The organism is Mangrovibacterium lignilyticum (genome assembly GCF_010882175.1).
GTDB lineage: Bacteria > Bacteroidota > Bacteroidia > Bacteroidales > Prolixibacteraceae > Mangrovibacterium > Mangrovibacterium lignilyticum.
On the sequence record NZ_WKLH01000001.1, the window covers coordinates 144,863 to 169,962 of the forward strand.

Annotated in this window: 12 protein-coding genes; 1 reads left to right on the forward strand and 11 read right to left on the reverse strand. The window is 43.7% G+C overall.

What is annotated here, in order from left to right; genetic code table 11:
• Window positions 1–153 precede the first annotated feature (153 nt).
• The 5 genes from GJV22_RS00545 to GJV22_RS00565 form a co-directional block, all read right to left on the reverse strand.
• Window positions 154–1,629: a glycoside hydrolase family 30 protein gene (locus tag GJV22_RS00545; RefSeq protein ID WP_163707213.1), complete on the reverse strand. Its 1,476-nt coding sequence runs from the start codon at window positions 1,627–1,629 to the stop codon at window positions 154–156.
• 333 nt (window positions 1,630–1,962) lie between these two features.
• A complete protein-coding gene (locus GJV22_RS00550; protein WP_163707216.1) occupies window positions 1,963–3,027 on the reverse strand; it encodes a PKD domain-containing protein in 1,065 nt (354 codons plus the stop codon).
• Window positions 3,028–3,215: 188 nt separating this feature from the next.
• Window positions 3,216–4,736 carry a PKD domain-containing protein gene (locus GJV22_RS00555; RefSeq protein ID WP_163707219.1) on the reverse strand — a complete coding sequence of 507 codons (1,521 nt, stop codon included), beginning with the start codon at window positions 4,734–4,736 and terminating at the stop codon, window positions 3,216–3,218.
• A gap of 38 nt (window positions 4,737–4,774) precedes the next feature.
• Window positions 4,775–6,769, reverse strand: a complete 1,995-nt coding sequence (locus GJV22_RS00560; RefSeq protein WP_163707222.1) for a RagB/SusD family nutrient uptake outer membrane protein — start codon at window positions 6,767–6,769, stop codon at window positions 4,775–4,777.
• 12 nt (window positions 6,770–6,781) lie between these two features.
• A complete protein-coding gene (locus tag GJV22_RS00565) occupies window positions 6,782–10,027 on the reverse strand; it encodes a SusC/RagA family TonB-linked outer membrane protein (RefSeq protein WP_205461702.1) in 3,246 nt (1,081 codons plus the stop codon).
• Between the two features lie 974 nt (window positions 10,028–11,001).
• Between GJV22_RS00565 and GJV22_RS00570 the strand changes: the two genes are divergently transcribed.
• Window positions 11,002–11,691: a hypothetical protein gene (locus GJV22_RS00570; protein WP_163707225.1), complete on the forward strand. Its 690-nt coding sequence runs from the start codon at window positions 11,002–11,004 to the stop codon at window positions 11,689–11,691.
• A gap of 369 nt (window positions 11,692–12,060) precedes the next feature.
• Here the strand turns inward: GJV22_RS00570 and GJV22_RS00575 are convergent, their stop codons facing one another.
• The 6 genes from GJV22_RS00575 to GJV22_RS00600 form a co-directional block, all read right to left on the reverse strand.
• Complete coding sequence (locus GJV22_RS00575) at window positions 12,061–12,600, reverse strand: hypothetical protein (RefSeq protein WP_163707228.1); 540 nt, start codon at window positions 12,598–12,600, stop codon at window positions 12,061–12,063.
• 53 nt (window positions 12,601–12,653) lie between these two features.
• The gene (locus tag GJV22_RS00580; protein WP_163707230.1) at window positions 12,654–16,259 is read right to left on the reverse strand and encodes a glycoside hydrolase family 2 TIM barrel-domain containing protein; all 3,606 of its coding nucleotides are present in this window, start codon (window positions 16,257–16,259) and stop codon (window positions 12,654–12,656) included.
• A 247-nt stretch (window positions 16,260–16,506) separates the two neighbouring features.
• Window positions 16,507–19,245, reverse strand: coding sequence for an RICIN domain-containing protein (locus GJV22_RS00585; protein WP_163707235.1), 2,739 nt, complete (start codon window positions 19,243–19,245; stop codon window positions 16,507–16,509).
• A gap of 397 nt (window positions 19,246–19,642) precedes the next feature.
• On the reverse strand, window positions 19,643–20,695 hold the full coding sequence (locus GJV22_RS22290; RefSeq protein ID WP_163707237.1) for a PKD domain-containing protein: 1,053 nt from the start codon (window positions 20,693–20,695) through the stop codon (window positions 19,643–19,645).
• Window positions 20,696–21,054: 359 nt separating this feature from the next.
• On the reverse strand, window positions 21,055–23,157 hold the full coding sequence (locus tag GJV22_RS00595) for a beta-galactosidase (RefSeq protein WP_163707240.1): 2,103 nt from the start codon (window positions 23,155–23,157) through the stop codon (window positions 21,055–21,057).
• A 146-nt stretch (window positions 23,158–23,303) separates the two neighbouring features.
• A complete protein-coding gene (locus GJV22_RS00600; protein ID WP_163707242.1) occupies window positions 23,304–25,091 on the reverse strand; it encodes a RagB/SusD family nutrient uptake outer membrane protein in 1,788 nt (595 codons plus the stop codon).
• Window positions 25,092–25,100 lie beyond the last annotated feature (9 nt).

Consider the following 25,100-nt stretch of genomic DNA (forward strand, 5'->3'; position numbering starts at 1 on the left):
AATACACGCAAAAAAATACCCCGAAAATGGAAATCCACTCCCGGGGTAAAAATCAAATCTAACTAAACTAATTTGTGTTATAGGTAATGTGCTATTTCTTCAAAGAAATAGTACTGGAGTTTTATTCGCAAACTGTCATCTTAGCTGCAGTCATTAATTCAATTGAAAGGTATTCAAGGAATGAGGCTTTAGCGTAACGTTCAGAAAACGTTCTCCCAATTTTACAGTCACTTCCTTACTATCGTTGTTAAAGTTGCCTGCAAACACCAGGTACTGTCCCTGTGGATTCTTTACAATCATCACGGGGAACTTATCTTCGTTTCCACCTTTAAAAGCCATGATTTTACTTCCCGGTGTCAGAAAGCGAGTGTAATGTTTCACAGCAAAATACTCAGGTGTATAAGTAGCTGTTTTTGCTTTGGAGTCCACGCGGATTAAGGCATTTTGCTTCCAGCCCCAACCACTGACACCGTCATCGTATAAAATCGCATTCCAGAATGTGTATTCTTCGCAACCATTCCCGAGGTAATGGTTGATGAGATTGAAGGTATGCTCAGCAGCTCCCCAATCAAATGAGCCCCAGCCACATTCGCTTTCAGTCTGGACATATTTGTAGTTCGGATACTTTTCGCGAAGACGGGGCAGAATCTGTCCTCCCTCCCATTGAAATCCCACGCCTTTAAAAGTTTCAGGCATACGCGGGTCAGAAAGAACTTCGTCGATCACCTCGTAATGGTTTGTATTGATTGTCCCAAAATACAGATCAACATCCGGGTGTTGTTCCTTTAAAGTCGGTGCCAAATATTCGGCATTAAAGCGAATAATTCCTTCCGGTGTCCAGGCACAACCGGGATACGGTGTGTAACTCCAGGGTTCGTTTTGGAACATCACCATCTTGATTGGAATGCCTTCTTCCTGGTAAGCCGAAATGAACTTAGAGAAATAATTTGCATACGTTTTCAGATACCGAGAATCCTGAATAAAATAGTCATTAACGGCTAATTTCCTCGGAAACAGGTTCTCGTAAGTCTTTTCGCTATTTTCAAAAAGCAGATAATCCAGTTTCGGATCCAGCTTATTGAACTCAGCGTTGCTTACCACCGAATAGTAGTGATTGATTTTCATCCAAGATGGTGGCGACCAGGGCGAAATCCAGAAAGTTAGATCCGGGTTCTTTTCCTGAGCTGCTTTAATGAAAGGAATCAAGGTTGTTTTATCGCGATCAATGTTAAAATACTTCAACTGAAAATCACCGTTTACTTCGTCACAACTATACCAATCGCGGGCATAATCATTGGCATTCATCGAAAAACGACCAATCGAAAAACGGAGATCGCCATCGGGTGAAAACAACTGCCCCAGGATGGTTTCCTGCTGTTTACGGGAAAGCATGTTCAAGGCGTCCCATCCCCGCTCGTTAAAACAGGTTCCCCAGGCCTTGAAGGTTAAAAGATCTTCGTCGCCGTTCACCTCCAAATCCGGAGTCGCTGAAGTGCTCTTCTGCAATTTGCCTTCCGATTGGTTCCACTCATCACGCTGTGTACTGCTTGTCCAAACAAAGGACTGGGCATTCGCCCAAAGTGTTAAACCAGTTAAAACAACAACAAGAAAGTACTTTGTTTTTTTCATATTCGTTTAAATAATTTTTTCGGCCATCAAACTTATGCTACCGAAACAATTAAATATCATAGGTTCTTGCACAACAAATGTAGCAAGCCAATCTATCTTTTCGGAGAACAAAGTCGTCAGCTACCTATCACAAATTCGTCAAATCGCACAATACCACTTGAATCACCCATCGGCGCAAATGAATAATACATTTGTGCCATTTTGGGAGCTAAACCAAGGTTAAAAAACCAGCTTCAAACAGTTCAAATTTTATTTTACGCTAACGACAGGTTAAAAAAAAAAGCGCAAACCTTGCAGCCTGCGCCTTAATTATATGATCGAGAAAAGGTGAATTTACTTCACAAATAATTTCACATTGTCAACGGCTAACCATCCCCAGTTAGTTACATTGCTTGACTCGTTGTGTAACTCAACTCCAAGTCTTGCTCCAACAGATTCAGCTGTTGCCGTAGTAGTCAACTCGATCGTGTTAGCCTGGCTCGCAACCACGTCGAAAGTTTGGGTTTCCAGCACTTGTCTAACCCCATCGCCTGTATTATAGTAAATGGTTACGATAAATTTTGGAGAGTCCCAAATATCGGCCATATCAGCTGTCAGTTTAATTTGTTCTCCTTCAACAATCACGTGATCAGTAAGATTCCATACTGGTCCATCAACATTGCGGATAACTCCAACATAAGAGCCACCTTCAGTAATGTCAGCTCTGTTCTCTACTCCCGAATCTTCTGAGGGAACATCGCTATTCCAGCCCGGTATATCATCCCAGTTTTTCAATCTTCCTGTTCCCGGAAGTTCGAAATCTCCATTTTCAACGGTTACAGGTACAAACACAGCTACCGCTGCTGCCACATTTTGAGAAACCGATGCTGGTGTAGATCCGTCAACGCCGGTTGTTGTCAGTGTCACGGTATATTCTCCAGCATCAGCATAGGTGTGAACTGGATTTTCATCTGTCGATGTTTCGCCATCCCCAAAGTCCCAAGCGAAAGAGACAGCCCTTTCAGAGGTGTTTGTGAATGTTATTGTGCGATTATCGACTTCAGAGGTAAAAGAGGCTGTTGGATTGATTTGGGCTACTGAAATTGTTTTCGTAACCATCGAAGAGTCAGCTCCAACTGCCCCTATCGCTTTCAAAGTAACACTATAATCACCTACTGCGGCGTAGGTGTGCGTTGGGTTAACAGCAGTAGAGCTTTCACCATCACCAAAATCCCAGGCTAACGAAACCGCATATTGGGTAGCACTGGTAAAAGTTACATCCAGGTCATTCATTTCTGCCGAGAAATCGGAGGTCGGATTCATGGCTGTTTCATCATCGTCATCATTACAAGCGACAAAAGAAGAGAGTAGCAGCACAAACGCTAACATTCTCCATTTATAGTTTTTGAAATTATTCATGTTAAAGTTTTTGAAAAGTTTAAACTAATCTGGCTAATCGTGTTATTAGGTAATCATCTCTTAAAAACTGCAGTTGAAAGCGGCGCTCCTCGGAGCACCTACTTTCTGCTACAACTAATGATGATCTAACTATTTGCATTTTAGGAACCAGCCGGACAAAAGATTCTCCGACTGATTCTAAAGTTTCATTAATCTATCTTAGCAAAAGACAATTTATTCAAGGTAAAGTCATAAGCTTGCTGCGCACCACTCTTAATCACAATATAGAATGTTGCCGGAGCGTCAAAGGTGTAGATTCCGTCTGCAGGGAATGCGCCAGCAGTGTTCATACCTCCATTATCAACACTTGAAAAATCATAGGTGCCTGTCGTCTTCGGGCTACCATTCCAGGTACTGTACTGAACCTGCAGACCTCCGTTTTGAGTCATTGATCCACCATTCGACGAGTAATCAACCCCTTGCTGTGGTGCATCTGTACTGAAGAAAAGCTCACACCAGGTATTGTCGTTAATCTCGTCAATCGTCAAATTTCCGCTAAGCTTATAGGTGCCTGCCTCTACAGTCACTTCCTGATAAATAGCCGTTCCTGGCCAATCATTTGCTCCACCGGAAAAACTGATTGTACTGGCTGTAATATCTACAGTGATTCCTTGCACGTTCACCACCTCAGCCCAGTTGGTCATATCAATCACTCCTGGATCAAACGGATTCATTTCGCCATAGAATTCCAACTCTGCGACGTTACAGTACCCACCAGGAGCTGAATAAAAGTAAACATACCTGTAACTGCCGGTAGCCGTTACTGCTGCTTCGGACAGCGCTCCAGCCGGTACTTCTTCACTTATGGTATAAAGTACTTCATAATTCGTCAGATAGTCCAGATCGTTTGATCCGCGAATTTCAGCGCCAACCACGCGATCTAAAAAGCCATCTCTCGGAGCATATTTAACCAATTTAATTTGTGCTTTATTACCTTCGCCGAAGTCATAACCAACGTATCCGCCATCTCCGTCCCGAGCATCTACAATCGTTGACAAATCTCCGTCAAATGCAGATTCGATGAGACCGTTTACGCCATCCCAGGACCCTTCGTGACCAATGATTGTCCCCTCTAATTTGTCGAGAACTTCACCAACTGCCACTGTTTTCGTGACCATCGCAGGAGTTGTCCCTTCAAAACCGGTTATGGCTAATGTAACTGTATAGCTACCCATGTCTGCATAACTGTGAGTGGGCGTTTTATCTGTTGACGTTTTTCCATCACCGAAATCCCACACCAATGATTTTGCATAGCTTGTGCTTGCCGTAAATTTAATTTGTTGCGGGTCATCAGTACTTGCCGAATAAGAAAAATCACCTGTCGGATCAAATACTTCAATTGTAATGGTTGTATCTACCACTGTTGGCGTAGAACCAACTTCACCAAAAGCAGTCAATGTTAAGGCATAAGCACCGACCTCGTCATAAATATGCGTAGGGTGTGCCAGCGTCGAAGTCCCGCCATCGCCAAAATCCCAGCGTAATGAATCGCGGTCAGTAATTGTGCTCACAAATGCTACTTCATAAGGATTTTCGCTGCTTACCTCATAGGTAAATGCAGCCTTAGGGTTAACCGGTGCAAAGGTCTCTTCATCCTTACACCCGAAAAAGAGGGAAAGTAACAGTGTTATTGCTAACAGTCCCGTATTATATCTTTTAAATTGCTTCATTTTATTTGATTTAGTTTATTCAACAACAAACTGCCTTTTTATAAATCCGTTGGAGCCGTATTGGCTTCAATAGACCATCCCGGGTTCTGATAAATCGGGGAGGTTGAAGTATCACCGCCCTCAGAAGTAATCAAAAAGTGCTGCGTAGCGATCGGACTCAGGTAGTGTGCCATGGTCCAACGATAACCGCCGTAAACCAATTCTTTACCGGTTTTCTCATAAGGTCTCAAATAATCACTAACCGAGGGGTCGGAAACATTCGAAGTCGCTGTACCATAAGTCAATTTCGACTCATCGTACCATTCGAGCATCGGTCCCCAAAGCTTGAAGCCTTCAATATGATAAGGTTCATCAATCATCTGATCCAAAGCTCTCCAGCGTTTCAAGTCCATCCAGCGAAGGCCTTCCGCCATTAATTCGCAACGACGCTCGCGGCGAATGTTGTACAAAGTCTCGTCGACCAGTTGACCTGCAGAATAAGCCCCCCAGTCTCCTTTAGCCTCTTCTTGCATATCGGTGTTTGCAATCGTATTTTGAAAATCTGCATCTACTCCTGCCCTAATTCTGACGGCTGTCCAGTAAGCAGTAGCCTTGCTATCCAGCGAACCGTTTTTCTCATAGCAGGCTTCCATGTAGTTCAAATAAGCTTCAGTTGCTCTGAAAACAATAGCTCCCGAGTAACCGCCACCGTTTGCACATAGAGCTGCATCGTAGTTCAACCCTTTGCGGATCACATAGCCTGTACTGTACCCCTGTTCCGGGTTGGTATTGGTGATCGCGGGTATTGGTTCAATTGGCGTAGCATGTGTTCCTTCGACCGACTCGTACAACACATTTACCTGATCGGGCTGTTTCAGGAACAACCATAGCCTGCCGTCGCGATCTGTTCTAACATCCTCAATATAGTCATCTCCCTGGTATCCGGAACCGGTAGCATAAATCGGTAAACCATTTGCCATTACGAAGCTTTCAATCATTCCGCGAGTCAAACCAACACCGTCATTTCCACGTTGCGCATATACAGGTACGTTGTGGGTAATTTCCAAACCTTTGTCATATTGTCTCCACAATAAAACTTCGTCGTATCCGGACATATCAACCGCACTAAACATATCGAAATAAGGGTTATTTGCATCTGAAACGGTTTGTTGTAACACACCATTGTTACTCACCAATGGGTAGCTATCAGCAACTGCCGCCGCAGCTTCCATTGATTCATCTAACAACCACTCAATCTCACCGTCAATACTTCCAGCCTGGTATTGGTATCCTTGGTTGTATTCTTTTGTAGCACCAGGCCAGTTTGTTCCATTCGGCACAAAAGCAGTACCCTTGAAATATTTCAACCAGGTAGCTTCGTAAAGCGTAACCCGAGATTTCAGCAATTGAGCACAGGCTTTATTTAGCCGGTTTTGTGCACCATCAGGAGAAGTACTCATCATCAAGGTAATTGCCGAATCCAGATCCGAAACGATAAAGCGAACCACTTCAGACCGGGGTGCCCGTTTACTGGCTTCTGTCAGTTCTACCTGATCATCCTTCAAAACTTTTTTCACGATTGGGCAATCGCCGATCGTTTGAACTTTTTGGAAATATTCCCAAGCTCTGAAGAAATACATCTCGCCGATGTAGTGATCAATTTTATCTGTGCTTCCTGTTATTTCACCAGCTTCCCAGCGTGGCAATACAGTCTGCAGAAAATAGTTACATTGATTGATGTTCCAGAAATTCCAGTCACCGCCGGATTGTCCAACTTTCCATTGGCCCGGTACATATTTGTTGTCATATCCCAGGCTTGCCTGGTTATCGGTATTGGCGTCGATACCAAATGTACCAAATGACCACTGTCCGTGTGTTGGCAAAGTTCCGTAGCGTTCAATCGAATAGGCTGCCAATTGGGACTCATCCTGGAGGTATTGTTCGGGAGTAATACTTGAAAGAGGTTCTCTGTCCAGGAAATTGTCTTCACAGGAAGTGAAAAACACCAGTCCTCCCAAGATTAATACTAGTAATAGATTATATTGTTTTTTCATCGCTATTCAGTTTTAAAAATTAACGCTTAAACCCAAAGAAAGAGTTCTGTTTAAAGGGTAGTTGGTTCCTGTCCATCTATCCGGATTGAAGATTGTCTCCGGGTCGAAGATTTTAGTCATCTTAGTACCCGTCCAAACATTTTCGCCGGATACATAAACCCGCAGTTTTTCGATTCCCATTCTACTTGTCACCGACTTAGGAATGGTATAACCAATCTGTAAGTTTTTCAAGCGGATGTATGAGGCATCCTGCAGGTAACCGGTTTGTGCCTGATGGTTTTTACCATTGAACAGAGGACGAGGATAGTAAGCGTCGATATTTTGTCCCAGCGGGTGGTTCGGATCCGCACGGTAATAATCTTCGTGCTGAGTTAAACCGGATGACCACCAAATGCCCCAGTCCCAGGCACCCCAGAAATAGTAGCTATTGATGTAGTAATCACTCTTCAAAACTCCCTGGAAGAAAGCACGGATATCGAAACCTTTCCAGTCGGCAGCTAAATCTACAGAGAATGGGAAACGAGCCGTACTATTTCCGATCACTCTCATGTCTCCATGATCGTTAACGGTGTTCGCTCCGTTGTCAATTTTTCCGTCACCGTTCAAATCACGGTACATAATATCTCCCTGCTCCCATTGGCTACCCAAAGCATCCTGACCACCGTTAGGCAACGATGCTAGGTGAGCTTCCATTTCACCGGCATATCTGGCAATATCAATAGTTTCATACCCCCAAATCTCACCGAGTTTGCGCCCTTGAACATAGGTATCCAATCTTCCTGTCGGATTCGGATATTTTGTGATTTCGGTTTGCGCATCAGAGAGCAATACATGAACACTATAGCCAAGCCCATTGCTTAACCGATCTTTCCAAGTTACATCGAATTCAAAACCATAGGTTTTCAAGTCAGTATTGTTAACTGCCGGTACGTTGTTACCCAAAATAACAGGCAACTCTGGTGCGGGCCCAACCATATCGTTCGTATAGCGGGTATAATAATCAAACGACACTGATAACTTGTTGCGGATAAAAGACATATCTAAACCGACATCCCAGCTCTTTACGCGTTCCCAAGTCAGTGATTGACTTACTAGTCCGGGAGCTGAAGCAGTATTCGGTTGCACGCCATTGACCAACCAACTGCCGCTTGAGGTACCAACAGGCATCGTTACATAGGTCGGGTACCAGTTCTGCGTATTTTGATTCCCCAATTCACCATAAGATCCACGCAATTTCATGGTTCCGATGATGGGTTCTATTGATTCCCAGAATGGCTCACGAGCAATATTCCAACCACCGGAAACAGAAGGGAACCAGTTCCAGCGCTTGTCTGAACGGAATCGCGATGTTCCGTCGTAACGCATATTCACTTCGAGCAAATAACGTTCTTTATAATTGTAATTCAAACGGCCAAAGAAACCTTGTGTTGACCAGTGGTTATAGTCTCCTGCAACCACAGGGGGAGTTACTTCGCCGCTTGCGTCGGTTCCGGAAGTTGTGTTGATAGTTGGAATCGATGGAACCATAATACCATCCCGCTCTGCTGACAAGAAACGTCTTTTTAACAGCTCTTGCTGAAAACCAAGAAGCGCTTTGAAATTATGCCCGTCACCAACTTCTTTGGTGTATTCGGTATATATATTGGTATTCAAATAGTTTTCGCGGAATCCTTCTTCATGAACCAACGAACCACTATCGTACAGAACCGGGTTACCATCCACATCATGGTTATAAGTTTGCTGCGAATCCCAGTGACGGAAATCGTTCTCAGTACGGTAATTGATCTCGCCGGTGATCAACCAGTCTTTAATTGGTTCCAACACCAACTGACCTTGCTGGTACAACCAGTCTTTTTGGCTGGTATCGCGTCCACGATCCGACAATGCCAATGCAGGCGACGGAGAAGAAAGCAAATATCCGTTCGGATCATAAACAGGCAGCATCGGCCACCCTTGGCGCGCCAAGTCCTGGAATAAGCTATTACCTAAAGAAGCTGGTCTTCCATAATCTTCGCGAACAAAGCGGTTGCTGATACTGGCAGTAGCCCAATCAGCCAATTGTGCTTTTAACTTAAGGGTCGTCGTATAACGCTTAAACTTATCGTTATTAAACTCCATTAGACCACTTTGATTCAAATAGTTACCTGAAGCATAGTACTGAATGGCTTTATTTCCGCCACTTATACTCATGTTATGTTCTTGCGAGAATGAATAATCCCGGTAAATCACATCGTACCAGTCATTATTTGCATGTCCCCATCCATAACCATCTCCCCAATATTGCGGGTTATCCGGATTTTGAAGGGTTTCATCCTTCGTCACCCCATTTTGGTAATCCAGAATACGCTGCATTCTGTCATCGTCAAAAAAGACTCCACCTCCACTATTAATATTCGCGTCGTTGAAGTAAGTCGCAAACGTATAGGAATCCATCATATCCGGAACGTTGATTGGAGAGCTCCAACGGAAGTTATTGTTGTAATTCACAACCATTTTGCCCTCAGCACCTTTTTTTGTCGTAACCAAAATTACCCCAAAAGGTGCACGAGAACCGTAAATCGAAGAAGCTGCAGCATCTTTCAATACCGAAATACTTTCGATATCCTGCGGGTTAAGGGCATTGATATCACCCTCCATACCGTCAATCAATACAAGTGGCGATCCAGTCGATCCCTGACCAATTGTTGCAGTACCACGAATATTGATATTCGGACGATCTTCAAGGCTACCACCAGTCTGGCTAATATTCAAACCCGAGACCAAACCCTGCAACATCTGAGAAGCATTTTGTACCGGACGTGCTTCCAGCTTTTCGCTGTCGACAACGCCGACGGCACCGGTCAAGTTAACTTTCTTCTGGGTACCGAAACCAACGACAACAACTTCGTCGACTCCAATTGTGCTCTCCTTCATCGTTACATCGATACTCGATTGCTCGCCTACCAACACTTCTTGTTGTTCCATACCAACAAAGGAGAATTGCAAAGTTCCGCCGCTGGGAACATTGGTAATTGTGTAGTTACCATCCGTGTCGGTGATTGTTCCTTGGGTTGTGCCTTTAACAATGACCGTAACACCAGGCATTGCTTCACCAGAAGAGTCTTTAACAGTACCTTTGATCGTTTTTTGCTGATCAGATTGCGTATTATCGGAGCTTTCAGTTGCCGACACAATCTGAATATGTTTTTGCTCCGGGGTAGAGTTTGTAGCCCAAGATTGAAAGCCACAAACGAATAACAGAAACGTACTAAGTTTCAAAATTCTAAGAAATTTTAGGAATCGGGATCTGTCAATCCCTTCCATTCGATCTTTTTTCATAAATCTAAGCGATTAAGTGGTTAAATTTTCTTGTTTTGATTGTTTTTCAAATGAGAAGTTGTTAGAGGACTTCTCACCTTTAATAGTTCAGATCACTCCTTTTACCTTTTATCCATCTCGACTATTTTTATTTAAGTTTTTAAGAAATTTCATCACAACAAATCTATCTTCACTACTGAAAATATTTGATCACAAATTCGTCAGTTAGTGGTCACAAATTCGTCAAATGCCCGATTAACGGGGGTTTGATCAGACAGGTGAAACCGCGACGTCGCGTAACACGTGGACTTGGGAGTATTGATATTGAAAGAAAGATTCTGGAGTAGAAACCACTTTTGATGGAATTTTACGCTCATGTGCTTGGATTACTATTCCCATATTGAGGAAAGAAAAGAAAATTAAGCCTTCGCTGCCCTCCGTTTTATTTGGTCTGAAGAAAACAGGCAACGCTTTTGTTTTTCCATACAATTCAAAGATTCATCAGTTTCGAATAGAGCACGCAAGCTCGGAATTATACCCAAATTTCTTTTTTTTAATCATAATAGTAAAAAGGTTAGAGCGTAAGGCATCACCATTCTTACCGTTTTACTTACGCTAATGTGCAGCATGAAATTGAGAAGCTATCCGACATGTTCGCCGAACAAAGGCTCGCCTTAAAAGCTTCCTGTGGCTTATGGTTCAGCAATCCACAAGCGACGTCAAGGGTTCGCATCCGGTCGAACCGTTTTATCGATAATCGTTCTAAACTAGACTTTCTTTAAATAGCCTGCAGGAGAATACTATTATGTTCCGTAACTTATTGCTCAGTTTTGCAAAAGTAGCCCGTCGGCTGGTCATCAACCACCCGATTTGAAGCCCGAAGCGGAAGAGGAGGCCGACGGAGCTTTTGCAAGATATCACAAATTCGATTTGCAATGAGTTTTGTAGACGATTTTCTCCTCTGGAAAGAGCGCATCGAGAGCGTTCCCGGGGATCAGTTAAAGCTGCCCAACCAACCGGTTGATGATTTTGCAGCAAGTGTAGAAACCCTGGCCATTAATGCCAATGAAGATCGCGACACCCTGTCGGCCGCCGGTCTGGATGTGACAATCATTGACGATCTGGTGCCTTTATCGGGTGCTTTGCGTCACTGCCAGGCCATCTGGATGAGTGAATACCGGGCCCGCCAGGATGCTCAAAAAGAATGGCAGGCTCAGTCGCCCGCGGCCTATGCGATGCGCGACGAGCTGTTACACCATTTTGCGTTCGCTTACCGGAAAGATGACAACATGCACAAAAAAGTGATGCGTATTCGCGAGGGAGAAACCAATGCTGATATGGTTCAGGACCTGATTGAACTGGCCGTATTGGGCGAAAAGTACCCAGAACCGCTGGTCGCGATTAATTTTGATCTGACTAGTCTGGAGCAAGCCCGGACCACTTCTTTCACCATGTCCGAATTACTGGCTGCGGCCAATGGTGCCGCTGGCGAAAGTAGCGCCAACAAACTGTTGCGTGACCAGGCATTCACCCTGTTGTCCGAGAAGGAAAGCACTGTCCGTGAATTTGGCAGGTATGTTTTCTGGAAAAATGAAGACAAACTAGCCGATTATTACAGAGCTTAAAAAATCTGAAACCCTTGATTCTATTAGCCCCGAGGCAGGTTACCCCCTCCATCGGGGCTTTTTGTGTTCCATTGGTCCGGGGAGGTGTCCATCGCCCGGATTTTTGAATCCACAGGAAAGGGAAAGCCTTCCATTGGCCAGATTTTTGAATCCATCGGCTAGGGAAAGCCTCCCATTGGCCAGATTTCGCATTTCATTGGCTGAGGGAAGCGTCCCATTGGCTAGATTTCGCGTTTCACCGGCATAGTGAAACGTCCCCGAAGCAATTTGAGCTGTCCTCAGAGAAATGCTTATTAAACGGTGTCAGATGTTTGACTCTCCCAAAGCGAATTGCAAAAGAAAATATAAGGGAATGAATCCTTCGGTCAGCTATGACTCAGACAATCTGATTTCAAAAACGCACCTTGTACTCCCCCGAATTACCGATTCAACGCATTTCGCTTCGACCGTTTGCCCCAAAATCGTTTCATAGGTTTGCGTCTGCCAGCCAACCGAACATTGACAAATGGATTCCGACACATTTTTACTGTCGAACATGGGGCAAAAACATTCCCGTTCCGCTGTTTCAACCCGAATGACTCCTCGCTCTTTATCAAAAGTGGCCGTCTCTCCCAAACTGTTTTTTAAATGTTCAAAGAATCCTTGAAGATTGTCTTTGTATTGTTCGACCTGGCTCCTTTTTGAACATTCCCGTCCGAGATCTTCCAGAATTTCGTTCTTCGTTTCCTCATCCAACGTTTCATCAAGAATGTCGATCAGCTTTGAAAACCGATGCTGCACAAATCCCTCTTTCCAGGATGTGGTATTACTTTCTTTTGTCAACAGTTCATTTCCGTGAAAAAGTGAGGGAAGAACACAGGAGCACATGCCAAGGCCACATGCTTTTTGAAAAAAACTTTTTCGATCCATTTTAGTCATTTAGGTTTTCAATTCAGTTGTAGGTCTTTTTGAAAATTATTAGTTCAATGATGTATGAAAACTTTTTCCGTTTGAGTATTTTCGACATTACTCAATTTTAAAATATATGTTCCCGAGGGTAGATTACGAACATTCAACTCCACCGGGGAAGTAGTACTAACGACCTCCGACATCATTAATCGGCCATCCAAATTGCAAATACTAAGTAAGCCAGAATTACCTTCGGAAACTCCGGAATAAACGACATGAAGTATATCTCGAACCGGATTTGGATAAATACTCAGTTCGGTTTGTTTTGGGGCGGCAATTGGATCAGCCAGCGCGGTTGGGAAACTGTTGGCCCGGGCTGCGATTGTTTGATCGTCCATAATACCTTTGTAAATATTAAACTCGTCAATCGCACCGATCCAGCTTGCATCGCTGGCATAGCCGCTTTTGCACAAGTAGGCCAAGGAATTGTCTAAAAACTGGAGGGAATTATTGCTCGCCAGATCCACGCTTCCGACAAGCACACCGTTGATGTACCAAGTGATACGCTCGCTATTTATTGTACTTACAAGGTGGTAAGGTTGGCCATTATCCAGAGGATTGCTATTGACTCTAGTTTCGGCGCTCCAAGGAGTGGTTAAATTGCCACAGGATATAGCAGCACTGCTGGACCCGCCATTTATCAGGGTCGTATAAAAATAATTTGTACCATACGCTCCCGTTGTTCCGCCGAAAAAACTCAGCATCGTATAATCCGGATTGTTGGAACCGGCCGTCACATAAGCTTCAAGGGTTATTGATGCATACGTGTTGATTGCTATTTTTTCGCCCGGCAATTCAATGTAATCTCCTTGTGCCGACGCGATGTAGTCCCCACCAACCACAGAGCCGCCTACGATCGTACCGTCAGCTGAGCCAACCGTATCTCTGGCTGTTCCGTCGCTAAACGGATAAGAGTGCATCAATGTAAAACCGTCAACATCAACAATAAAATGGACGATATAGTCCGACGTGCTCAGTCCGTCTTGCGAGGTCACGGTCAACGTGACACTCTTCGTTTCCAGTACGTTTACGGAACCATTTCCTGCCACAGTTGCCCCTGAATAAGTGGGAACACCTGTCACTTCAACCGAAGTGGTTCCTGCAGGCAGGTAAACCGAATACTCTTTTTTATTTGGATCAAAAACCGGCTTAACTTCAGACAGCGACAGATTAATCGCCTTCAGAGTAGCATCGGCTGCTGCGCCTGAGCCTACCCGAAGCGTGATAGCTCCTCCGTTTTTGTCACTCTTAATCACAACCAAAGCCCGACCTTTCCAGGCTTTTCTGCTTGTAGCCACATAGGGATCTGTATCCTTCAGATTGGCATTATCAACGCCAACAATTTCTCCTCCCCCTTCAACTTTAAATACCAGCTTATCTTCAGCATTGGGCTGTACGTTTCCTTCGTCATCGGTGAGCTCAACGGTTACATACACCAAATCCTGACCATCAGCCTGGATGCTCGAACGGTCGGCTGTTAGTTTAACTTTCGAGGCTGGACCTGCTGTTTTCAGTGTTGTTGTTTCAACCTCTGCGCCTCCGTCAATGCCAACAGCTTTCAGTGTTCCGGGCTGGTATGGAACCGTGAATGTCGCTTTAAAAGCCTCATTTTGCGTTGTATTTTTCTCACCCAACAGGACATCATTCAGATACAAGCGTACCTTGGGGTATTTGGAGTAGATCTCAACATCAATATTTTGCCCCTCAAACCCATCCCAGGTCCAGCTCTCCCAGGTTGGCCAAACCGCCCACGAGGTCAGATTAATCTCGCCGTCGCCCGGATTTGGCTCCCGAACAGCCATATAAAGTTTTCGTGTGTCGTTGTATAACATTTCTCGGTAATACGAGATTGGTTTTCGGTGGCCGATTAAGTCAATATCGCCGCAATAGGCACCATGCCACGGGTAGAAATTTGCTTCCCAATGTTCGCCCGGGAGCTCACCCGGATAATAGTAGCGTCCAATGCCGGACTCGCCCAAATAATCCATGGCAGTCCATACAAAATCGCCCAGAATGTAACTGTGCTGTTGAACCAAATTCCAATTCGAAAAGGCATCTCTTGGATAGGATTCTGACTGAAAGATGATCCGGGAAGGCACTCGCGCATGGTCGTTTTCCGCTTCGTGTAGTTGATAATTGTAACCACAAACATCATGCTCTGCCATCAGCGGGTCGAATATTTGCCATCCTTCTCCCCACGTGGTCATTGCCGAAGTCACCGGGCGGGTTGTATCAATCTCTTTAACGGCATCAGCCAACATTTTCGCAGTTGTCACAGCCTCAGCCGAGGTCCGTTCAATGATTTCATTCCCGATGCTCCACATGATAATGGAAGGATGGTTTTGGTCCCGACGTACCATATCCTGCACATCTTGAACAGCCCACTCGTCAAAATAAAGGGCATAATCGTAAGGAGTTTTACTAACACGCCAGCCATCAAATGCTTCATCAACAACCAGTAGTCCCAGGCGATCGCAGGCATCCAGAAATGCCTCGGATGGAGGATTATGCGATGTGCGAACGGCGTTAAAGCCAGCCGACTTGAGCAATTCAACTCTTCGCTCCTCTGCCCTGTTATAGGCCGCCGCTCCCAAACATCCGTTGTCGTGATGCATACAGCCGCCGCTGATTAACAACGATTTCCCATTGAGCTGAAAACCATTCTCCGCGCTAAATTCAATCGTACGTACGCCGAAGGGATGGTTCGACTCATCAATGACATCGTTGTTCCTGATCACTTTGATTGTCGCATTATAACGTGTAGGAGATTCGGGAGACCACAATGAAGGATTAGAAACAACAATCTCTTGATCAACGATTTGCTCCGAATTCGGAGCCAGTTGCACGTCAATATCATTGCTGCTATCACTCGTAATCTGCGTCGATAGGGTAACATTTTGAACCACATCTGTTGTGTTTTTCACCAAGGTCTTCACCCGAACGATCGCTTGACTTGAGCTCACTGAAGGTGTTGTAATACCAACTCCCCAATGTGGAACATGAACAGAAGCGGTTCCCAAAAGCCAAACATTTCGGTAAATACCGGAACCACTGTACCACCTGCTGTTTTTTTGTTGCGAATTATCGACACGAACAGAAATCGAATTTTCACCATTCACGTCCAGATAAGGAGTCAAGTCATAACTGAACGAAGAGTAGCCATAAGGACGTTTGCCCAGGTAAATACCATTGATATACACTTCAGCATTCATGTAAACACCTTCGAAATAAATCGAGACCTGTTTTTCCTGCCATCCGTCGGGAACTTGGAAATGCTTTTGATACCAACCAATTCCGGCTGGAAAATAACCGCCATCGTTGCCCATCGGGTTTGCCGGGTCCAATTCTCCTTCGATACTCCAGTCGTGCGGCAAATCAAGATCCCGCCAACCAGCATCATCAATGGGAGTTGAGTCTGTAATTTGAAAATCACCCAATTGAAACCGCCAATCGAAATTGAAGAGTTTCTTGCGATCAGTATCACCATTTTCGGGAACTACCGTATTGACCGTTATTTCTGTTTCCGGAAAATCGATGACCTCCCCGGTTTGTGTGCTTTGCGCAATCGAAAAGTCCACAAAAAACACCATAAAAGATATCAATATTGTTATTTTCCTCATTTTTTAAAAGTTCAATGGTCTTTGTTCTCTTGCACCTCTATTTTAGTGGTTACTGTCTGTTTCCGGGCTATTATTGGCTGTTCAGCCTGCAAATCGTTGTACCGCAATTCTCAACGCTAAGCTGATTTGTGACAAATTCAGATCATTCGTTTTACCATCCGCAATCGGAAAAATAATCCTGCGAAGATTAACTCCGCAGGATTAGGTTAGCGTGTTGTAAGACGGTTAACTTATCACGAACCAGGTTTTAGTTTTTAATTATTTTTTCAACGCGAACTAAGCTTGCGCCATGTTTTATTTTCAACATATAAACCCCCGACAAATACGAACTTAAATCTACTTGAGTAAGCGGATCAGAAAGTAGCCTATTTAGAAGTATTCTACCTGATAAATCCACCAGACTGATATTAAAACCACCGGAATCACCTTCGATTTTAATCGTCAAGTAATCAGCTACAGGATTCGGAAAAATACTGACTTCACCGGTCACTTTTGTATTGCCAATTGTAGCACTTTTCAAAGCCGGGTTGGTGCAAGTCGTTTGATTTTGTGCAGGATCATAAGGAAGGCTGCTATAGACCACGTCATCCACACAGAAATCCACAGTAGGTTTCTTGACGTAGGCTGATGTTTGGAAATATACGGTTCCGTCGGTTCCGGTTACACCTGCTACACTCTCACTGAAAGAACCGCTGAATGTACCAGACACTGTTGCTCCGGCAATCGGGTTAAGTTGATCATCAACAATAGTAACCACAGCTGTGCCGTAATTACTCCCTTTGGGACCAGTTGCTGTTCCGGTAACGATCGATTCAACGGATATGGTCGTTGGATCTTGAGCTGCGATAACGGTAACATTGTATGTTACACTGCTCTCTGCGCCACAATCATTGGTATAAGTGGCAGTTGGTGAACAAGAAGTGGTTGACGTTACAGTTTGCTCACGTAAAGTACCTGAAGTACCGCATCCGTTCCAGATCCAGGAACCACCATCTACAGGTTGCGGACCAAATGTAATGACATCCCCGGCATTGACCGTGAAATCAGTTCCGATTGTCCATGTACCATAGTTTATCTGGTAATATGGGGTAATTGTAGAAGGATCACAAACACCGGTAGCACCGGTTTCTAATGGCCCAACTACGCTGGTTTGGCCTGAACTGTTCAAAGAGGCATCAACCGCCTTTATTTTGTAATAGTACTGAACACCTGCTTGTACATCTAAATCTTCATATGAAGTTGTTGTAACATTTCTTGCAATCGTATTGTATTCGCCTCCCGCAGCTTCAGCACGGAAAATAGTGTAGCCCGCCACATCTGATGCTGAACTTGCAGTCCAGTTTAAACTGATTGAAGATGAATTTCCTGTACCGACAAGATTGGCTGGAGTATCAGGCGCGTCAAATTCGATCGGTGCACCTACCGGTATTAAGCGCCATTGTTGGCTGTTAATAGCGTCTTTTGCATTCTGGATAAGATTGCCGTTTGAATCTACATCTAAACATTTAGAACTCTCTCTACTACGAATGTAAAAATATCCATCAGCGTTATAATCTAAATACCATTGATTGTTACCACCATTCCCCATAGTCCATAAATCAATATTGGCACCATCATCTAAGCTATATCCATATAAATCCAATGAATAACGCGAACTAACCACCGGGCTAATTCTGAAATAACTAAAATCACCGCCAATTCTTGAATCAACTGGAGTTACAGTCCATTGCTGAGTCGTTGTACCGGAATAACTACCAGCAATCACGTTTTCGCCATCCTTTCGACCAGTACCGTCCACCTGCATTGCTAAGCCGTTGCTGCGGTTAATCAGAATATAGTTTCCATCAATTACAGGTTGTACATCTTCACCCCAAGTAATATTAATAACCCGCTCAGCATTGGTCTGGCCATTCATATAACTTCCGACGGCACCACCAGGTATTTCCATGGTGTATTCGTAAGAAGGGCCATGTCCATCGAAAAATACCGCTTTATTTTCTGAAACAAATTTATAGCTAGTGGTCACAGCTTGTCTTTCTGAACTTCCAATAAAAGCCTGTGTTTTACCCTCTGGAGAACGGTACACGGCTGCTGCAGTCCAGTTATCGCGATGTTCAGAATACGCCAGACGTTCACCATCCATCGCTCTTACAAGCTCTCCACTGGCATAGTCAATATCTGCCCACCAAATACCGGTTTGCATACCATATTCAGCACCAACCATAGCTTCCACAATATTATGTAGTTCGTCTCCTGTTGCATGATGCCCATTAGCCCTAACACTTTGGTAAAAACTGGCAAAATCGGCGAAAGTACCACCTAGTTGATGCGTGTTTCCTTCATTGACACCCGCTGGCGTTAAAAAATCGTACCATCCCTGTGCCTCACTACAGCTCAACGTGTTACCACCTGAAAGTCTGACTCCACTAAAATAGGGATTGGCCGCTAACCTTTCAGTGACATAATACATATCCATATAATTGGTGTACTGGTTCCATCCATAATCCGGTTCGTTAAATGCTCCCACTGTAACCACATTATGTCCGTCAGCTTCAAATGCCTGAGCAGTAACCTGAATAAGCTGTTCCCAACGTTCAGGGTGATCATGATACCATGTATCTACCGATGGGTGGTCGCAATTCAGTGTTAATTTAATATCTGGTCCAACATAAGTATCGATCAACCAAATACGATAATTAAGGTCATTAATTTGTTCTGTTGTCAGATCCGTTCCATTAACCAGTGGATAAGTTGGTTGGAAAGAAGCCCTTACAATATCAATTTTATCAAGCCCCATAAATAATACGTTTCTACGAAATGCCTGTTCATTGGCCCAGGCAAGATCGGCTCCAAATTCTACTGGCTTAGATATTCCTGTGCCTTCTACATTGAAGGTCACCGTTCGGTCTGCAGTTGTTTGTGCATGGGCATTGGATATACCGGACCCAAGCAAAAGGATAAATCCTAAGAAAATAGATTTTCTCATAGTTTAGTCTTGATTGATTAGTTAGTTATTTACTTGTTAGGTAGTTTGATCTGTGTATTTCCAGAAGACCAAGGTATTTACATTACCGATACTATTCCGGCACAAGTTCGTCAAACACCGGTTACAAAATCGTCAAACAGGCTTTTCACATCCCGACATAGACAACTAAATATCAATAACTTAAACATTGATCGAAAGTTTTGTCACTAATTTTCTCAACTACTGCCTGTTCCATTTCAGAATCAGTCGTTGGTTGCGAACATGATTTGATAAAGTGAACGACAAAAAAATGGATCACACAGGTGATTTTCTTGCAGCAAATTTCCCGTTATAAAACAAAAAAAATACACAGGCCAATTCAGCCTGCATATTTTTATATTGGGAAGAAAAATAAATTCTATTTCACGAACAATTGAACATCATCAAATCCTGTCCAACCATCAGTTCCGTCACCGGAAATATTCGAGATTTCAATTCCAAGTTTCGTACCAACAGAAGCCTCTGTCGCTGTGGCAATCAATTCTACAGCCAAAGTTTCTCCGGCTACGATATCAAATGTTTGAGTTTCCAAAACGTTTCGGACTCCATCACCATTGTTATAATACAGCGTTACAACAAGTTGAGGTCCATTCCAGATATCCCATGCACTCAAGTTAATTTTGAATTCCTCGCCTGTAGCAATTACGCGGTCAGTCAGATTATATACGGAAGGATCAGTGTTCTTAATAAAAGCTGTCCAGCTTTCACCACCACCTTCTACTCCTGAATCAGAAGCTTGTGTGTCGCTATTCCAACCCGGTACATCTGTCCAGTTTTGATGTTTAGCATCTCCTGGTAGTTGGAAATCTGCGTTCTCAACAACTATGGGCTCAAAAACTTTTACGACTTCCTGTAAAGATGCTGTTTTTGTAACGACTGCTGCCGTACTTCCTTCTGCACCTGTTGCAGTTAAGGTCACCGTATAGTCGCCATATGCTGCATAAGTATGAATTGGATTTTCTTCTGTTGAAGTTTCACCATCACCGAAATCCCAAACCAGAGACACTGCTGCCGTAAGCGTACTGGTAAACGATACGTCCATGCCAGTCACCTCATAGGTAAATTTTGCTGTTGGGTTTTGCACTACAGTAACGGTTTTAGTCACCACTGCAGGGGTAGATCCGTCTTCACCAAATATAGTCAGCGTTACTGTGTATGTTCCACCAGCGGTGTAAGTATGTTCCGAGCTCATAGCAATTGACGCCCCACCATCTCCAAAGTCCCAGGCCAAGGTTATGCCGTCTGTTGCCGTAGCCTCAAAGGACACACTCATCGGATTCTCCGAACTTACCACATAGGTAAAATCTCCCGTCGGATCAATCGGGTCATCATCGCTACAAGCAACAACGAATAAAGATAGCAGCAGCATATATGCTGCAAGTCTCAAATTATAGCTTCTAAATTTTTTCATCTTATTTAATTTTAAGGTTAAAACTTAAGGTCTATTGATTATAAATTTTGATTCTATCCAACATTGGCCGTTGCTCCTCAACTTTCGATAAAAAGCAGACAATAGTGGAGCTCCGAGGAGCAACCACTTATTGCTCAAACCAATGATCTACTAATAATATTTTGATAGTTAACGAAGACGGATTTCAATCCTATAAATCGTCGCATAATTGAGTAACAATCTATTCTATAGCCGTTTGACTCACCGCATGCAGAATATTCCATCTGCAAATCAGAACGTAGCTCTCCCGGAGATACTTGATTTCCGTTATTCAGGAAAACGTATGCTCCAACTTGTTAAGTCATTCTATTTACTGTTTGCTATTTTCGATCTTCAACAATTACTACCCCCCATGGATCCAATTGTAAAGTTTGTTCTTTACTCACATTTTCACCTGAGAGTAATTCTTTACCACCCGAATAGGGATACACCAACTCTTTAGATTCTGATGAATAATTGTAAAAATAGTGAATGGTATTACCTTCATCGTTCGTTCCCGATTTGGTAATTAGCGGCCATTGTATATCCTGATCCGGTGTTTTTAGCTTAAGCCCTTCGATCTCCTTCATGATGATCTTCTTTTGAATAGCATCTGAAACCATACAACCTTCATATAACAAACTACCTTTTCCGTAATTATTGACGGTTATGGCCGGATATTTCCCGAAATATTGATGGTCGTAATATGCCAACGGCTTGGCGGTTTCCAAAATCAAGTACTCAGCCCAAGTATTCACGTTGTTATCCTCGTCCCCAACCATGAACGGATCATCTTTGAGAGCCAACGTATTGAAGTTGGTAAACTCCTGGTAGTAAAAACCACAGGCTTCGCGCAACGGTCCCGGAGCTATCATAGGACGCACCATAGAGTTTTCGTCGCTGAAACCACTCTTGAACTGCATGATTACATGACCACCATTTTTAACATAGTCGTCGATTTTTTTCAGCAATTCGTCGCTGGCAACATATAACGCAGGAATGATAACCAAATCATATTTCTCAAAGCCAGGATCTGCAGCCAAAATAAAATCGACGCCGATATTATTTTCATACAACACTTTGTGAAACTGATTGACCAAAGTACTTCTGTAAAAGTTATTATGGTCCGGCCCCCAAGGACTTCCTCCTTGATTGAACGGCATAAAATTCAATGCCGAATTTGAATCGTGACTAAAAAGAATAGCGACCTTATTTTCCTTTTTCAGGTTAACCAGCTTTTTACCGATCTGCTGCAACTCGTGAGCAGTTTTCGACATTTCACCATAAGCGCGGTTAGGCTGCAAATCGTGTGAAAGAATACCTTTCCAGTAAATTTCCTGGCCATAGTGAATAGAGTGCCAGTGCCAGTATTCAACCATGTTGGCACCCGAGCCCAAATGAGCATAAACATTTTGACGCAACTGCCCCAGATATGGTGGTTGTTGAATGCGGGAATTCCATCCGATTGTTTGGGCATTGGTTTCTGTAATCAGGTAGTTTTGGTGTTTGATTGACCGAAAATAGTCGCCACCGAAAGCGATCTCCTGACCTGTCAGCTTGTCCTGTTGCTCATGGTAAATATTCACACCCATCACATCCATCAACTCAGAACTGGCGACCTGGTCAACTTCCTCAACTGCCGTCATAAAACATTGGGTGATGAATTGGTCGTCACGCTTGTATTCGCGAACAATTGACGATTGCCATTTCAGGAAATCGGCCACCGCAATGCGCTTGAAGCGATCCCATTCCAACTTGTAGCCGGTATTGGTTATGCCATCTCTGGGAGCCAATTCTTCCCATCCATCAATGGTCATTCCCCAATAGTTTAAACCCCAGACTTTGTTGAGATTTTCCGTTGTTTTGAATTTCCGTTTCAGGTAATTCACAAAATCTACCTGGAAATCATAATTATTTACATTCCGATCTGTTGTTTCATTATCAACCTGAAAACCGATAATTCCCGGGTGCTGCGCGTAATGCTCCATCAGCTTTCGAATGATACGCTCGCAATAAAATAAGTACGTTGGATTGGTGAGATCCATGTTTTGCCGGCTTCCATAGTATGCCTTTCCGCCTCTTTCGTATTCCAGCAAAAGCTCGGGATGTTTGTGCCACAGCCATGCCGGTATTGAGTATGTTGGCGTGCCAAAGATGACTTTTATTCCCGCTTCGTGCATCTTATCAACGATGCGATCCATCCAGCTAAACTCAAACTCGCCATCGCGAGGTTCAAACAAACTCCAGGTCGATTCACCTAAACGGACAACCGAAATACCAGCCTCTTTCATCATTTTTACGTCCTCATCCAGTCGATCCGCAGGCATATACTCCTGGTAATAAGCAACACCGTATAAAACATTATCGAATTTTGCCGGCTGCGCTTTAAGTATGCTTGTTGATAAAATCACTGTCATAAAAAAAAGGACTGTCTTTAGTTTCATAAAATTCAGTTTAATGAGTTTTCTGTATTCTCAGACATATCATTTGTCACATTCGCAAGATAGAAGCAAGCTCCCCAATATTCCCTTGTCGAGGTACCAAATCAGGGGAAGCTTGTTCTTCTTTCTAACTATTAACCACTTTCTCTCTAGTATCCAGGGTTCTGGATCAGTTGGTCATTTCTATTGAGCTCATCGTATAAAATTGGAAGGAAATAGGATTTATTGTCATTCCACCCACGTTCTTGAACATCATCCAATACAGCATATGTTGGTGTGTCACTACCATAGTTGTAGGTTATTTTAACTCCCTGTGCAGAAGTGATTACCTCAGGAGCAATCATCCATCTTCTGATGTCAAAATAACGGTGCTGTTCGTAACACAATTCGATACGTCGTTCATTTCTGTAGCGATCCATCAAATCATCACCTGCTTCACTAGCGGGTACATCAGGCATACCAGCACGTTCACGAATCATATTGATGTATGTTTTGGCTTCATCATCCTGCCCCAATTCAAGACATGCTTCAGCATAGTTTAAAATTACTTCAGCATATCTCATCTGACGCCAAGGATACTTTTGCATATTAGTTGGCGTGTGATCAATAGCTGGATCAATGAATTTCCGCAAATAGTAACCAGTAAATGTTCCATTCCAGTCTTGTACCGGTCCTTGGCGAGTGTCTAAACCGGGAACAGTTGACCCATCTGCCTGGATGTATGAACCTGTTTGAACTTTCCCTTCCGGATCATTCGAGCTGGTAGATTCCGGGCGTTGTTTCCAATACGCACCATCGTACAATACATTGGCATAAAATCTGGGGTCACGGTTTTCGTAAGGTGTCGCCGCTTCTGTCGAGTTATTCCAGTCAAATCTGGTACCATCGGCCATTTCGTAGTCATCAACAAGTTGCCCGATCGGGGTATTCCCGCCCCAGTTTTCCCAACCATTTGGTCCGTTGAACAAACCAACGTTTGGATTATCCCATGCACCGGCATTGTTGGCGTGATCGAAGAAACTTAGGAAGATATCTTCTTCGTTTCCATTATTCAGGAAGATATTGATATAGTTCTGAGTCGCCTGTTCTGCTGATCCTGGATTCGTTCCACCATACAGACTATACACTCCTAAGTCGATTACAGCCTTGGCCGCATCTTTGGCAGCTTGCCAACGAGCAGCGCGGTCGCCGCCAACATAGCTAATCAGTTCAGGGTTTGAATAACCACTAGTCCATGAAGCACCTGTATTAAACAAATCACTTGCAGCGTAAAGCAACACTTTTGATTTTAAAGTTAAAGCAGCTCCCTTTGTAGCTCTGGCTTTGTCACCTGAAGCCGGCAACAATTCAGCCGCAGCATCACAATCGGCAACAATGAAATTGATGGTTTCCTCAAAAGTATTTCTAGGAACTAAAAATTCATCTGTTGGAGAATAGGCTTCACTAATTACAGGAACACCGCCATAAAAGCTCATTAACCAGGTGTAAAAATACCCACGAAGAAAATATACTTCGCCCTTTAATTTGTCGATATCATCGCCTTCCAAACCTGATGCTTCAATATTTTTGAAAAATAAGTTACATGCGCGGATGTTTTTGTAAAGCGCTTCCCAAGTAAGGTTATAGAAATCGCCCGTCCAATGCCCTGGTCCCAAAACAGCCAAGTAACTGGAATTGATCTCGCTCTTAAGAACAGGTTGGGTCTCCCACCACCACACATCCATTGATTCATCACACAAGGAAGACATCATTTCGGTTTGAAACGCATGATGCTGGCCCATGTAAATGTTATCCACAAACGCTGTAATTAATGCCGGGTCCTCCCATACGGCTGCATCAGAGAATCGATCTAATGGAGCCACATCTAGAAAATCGTCGTTACACCCTGTAACTAACAGGATAAACAGTAGTATGTATATATTTTTTAAACGAGTCATGATACTAAT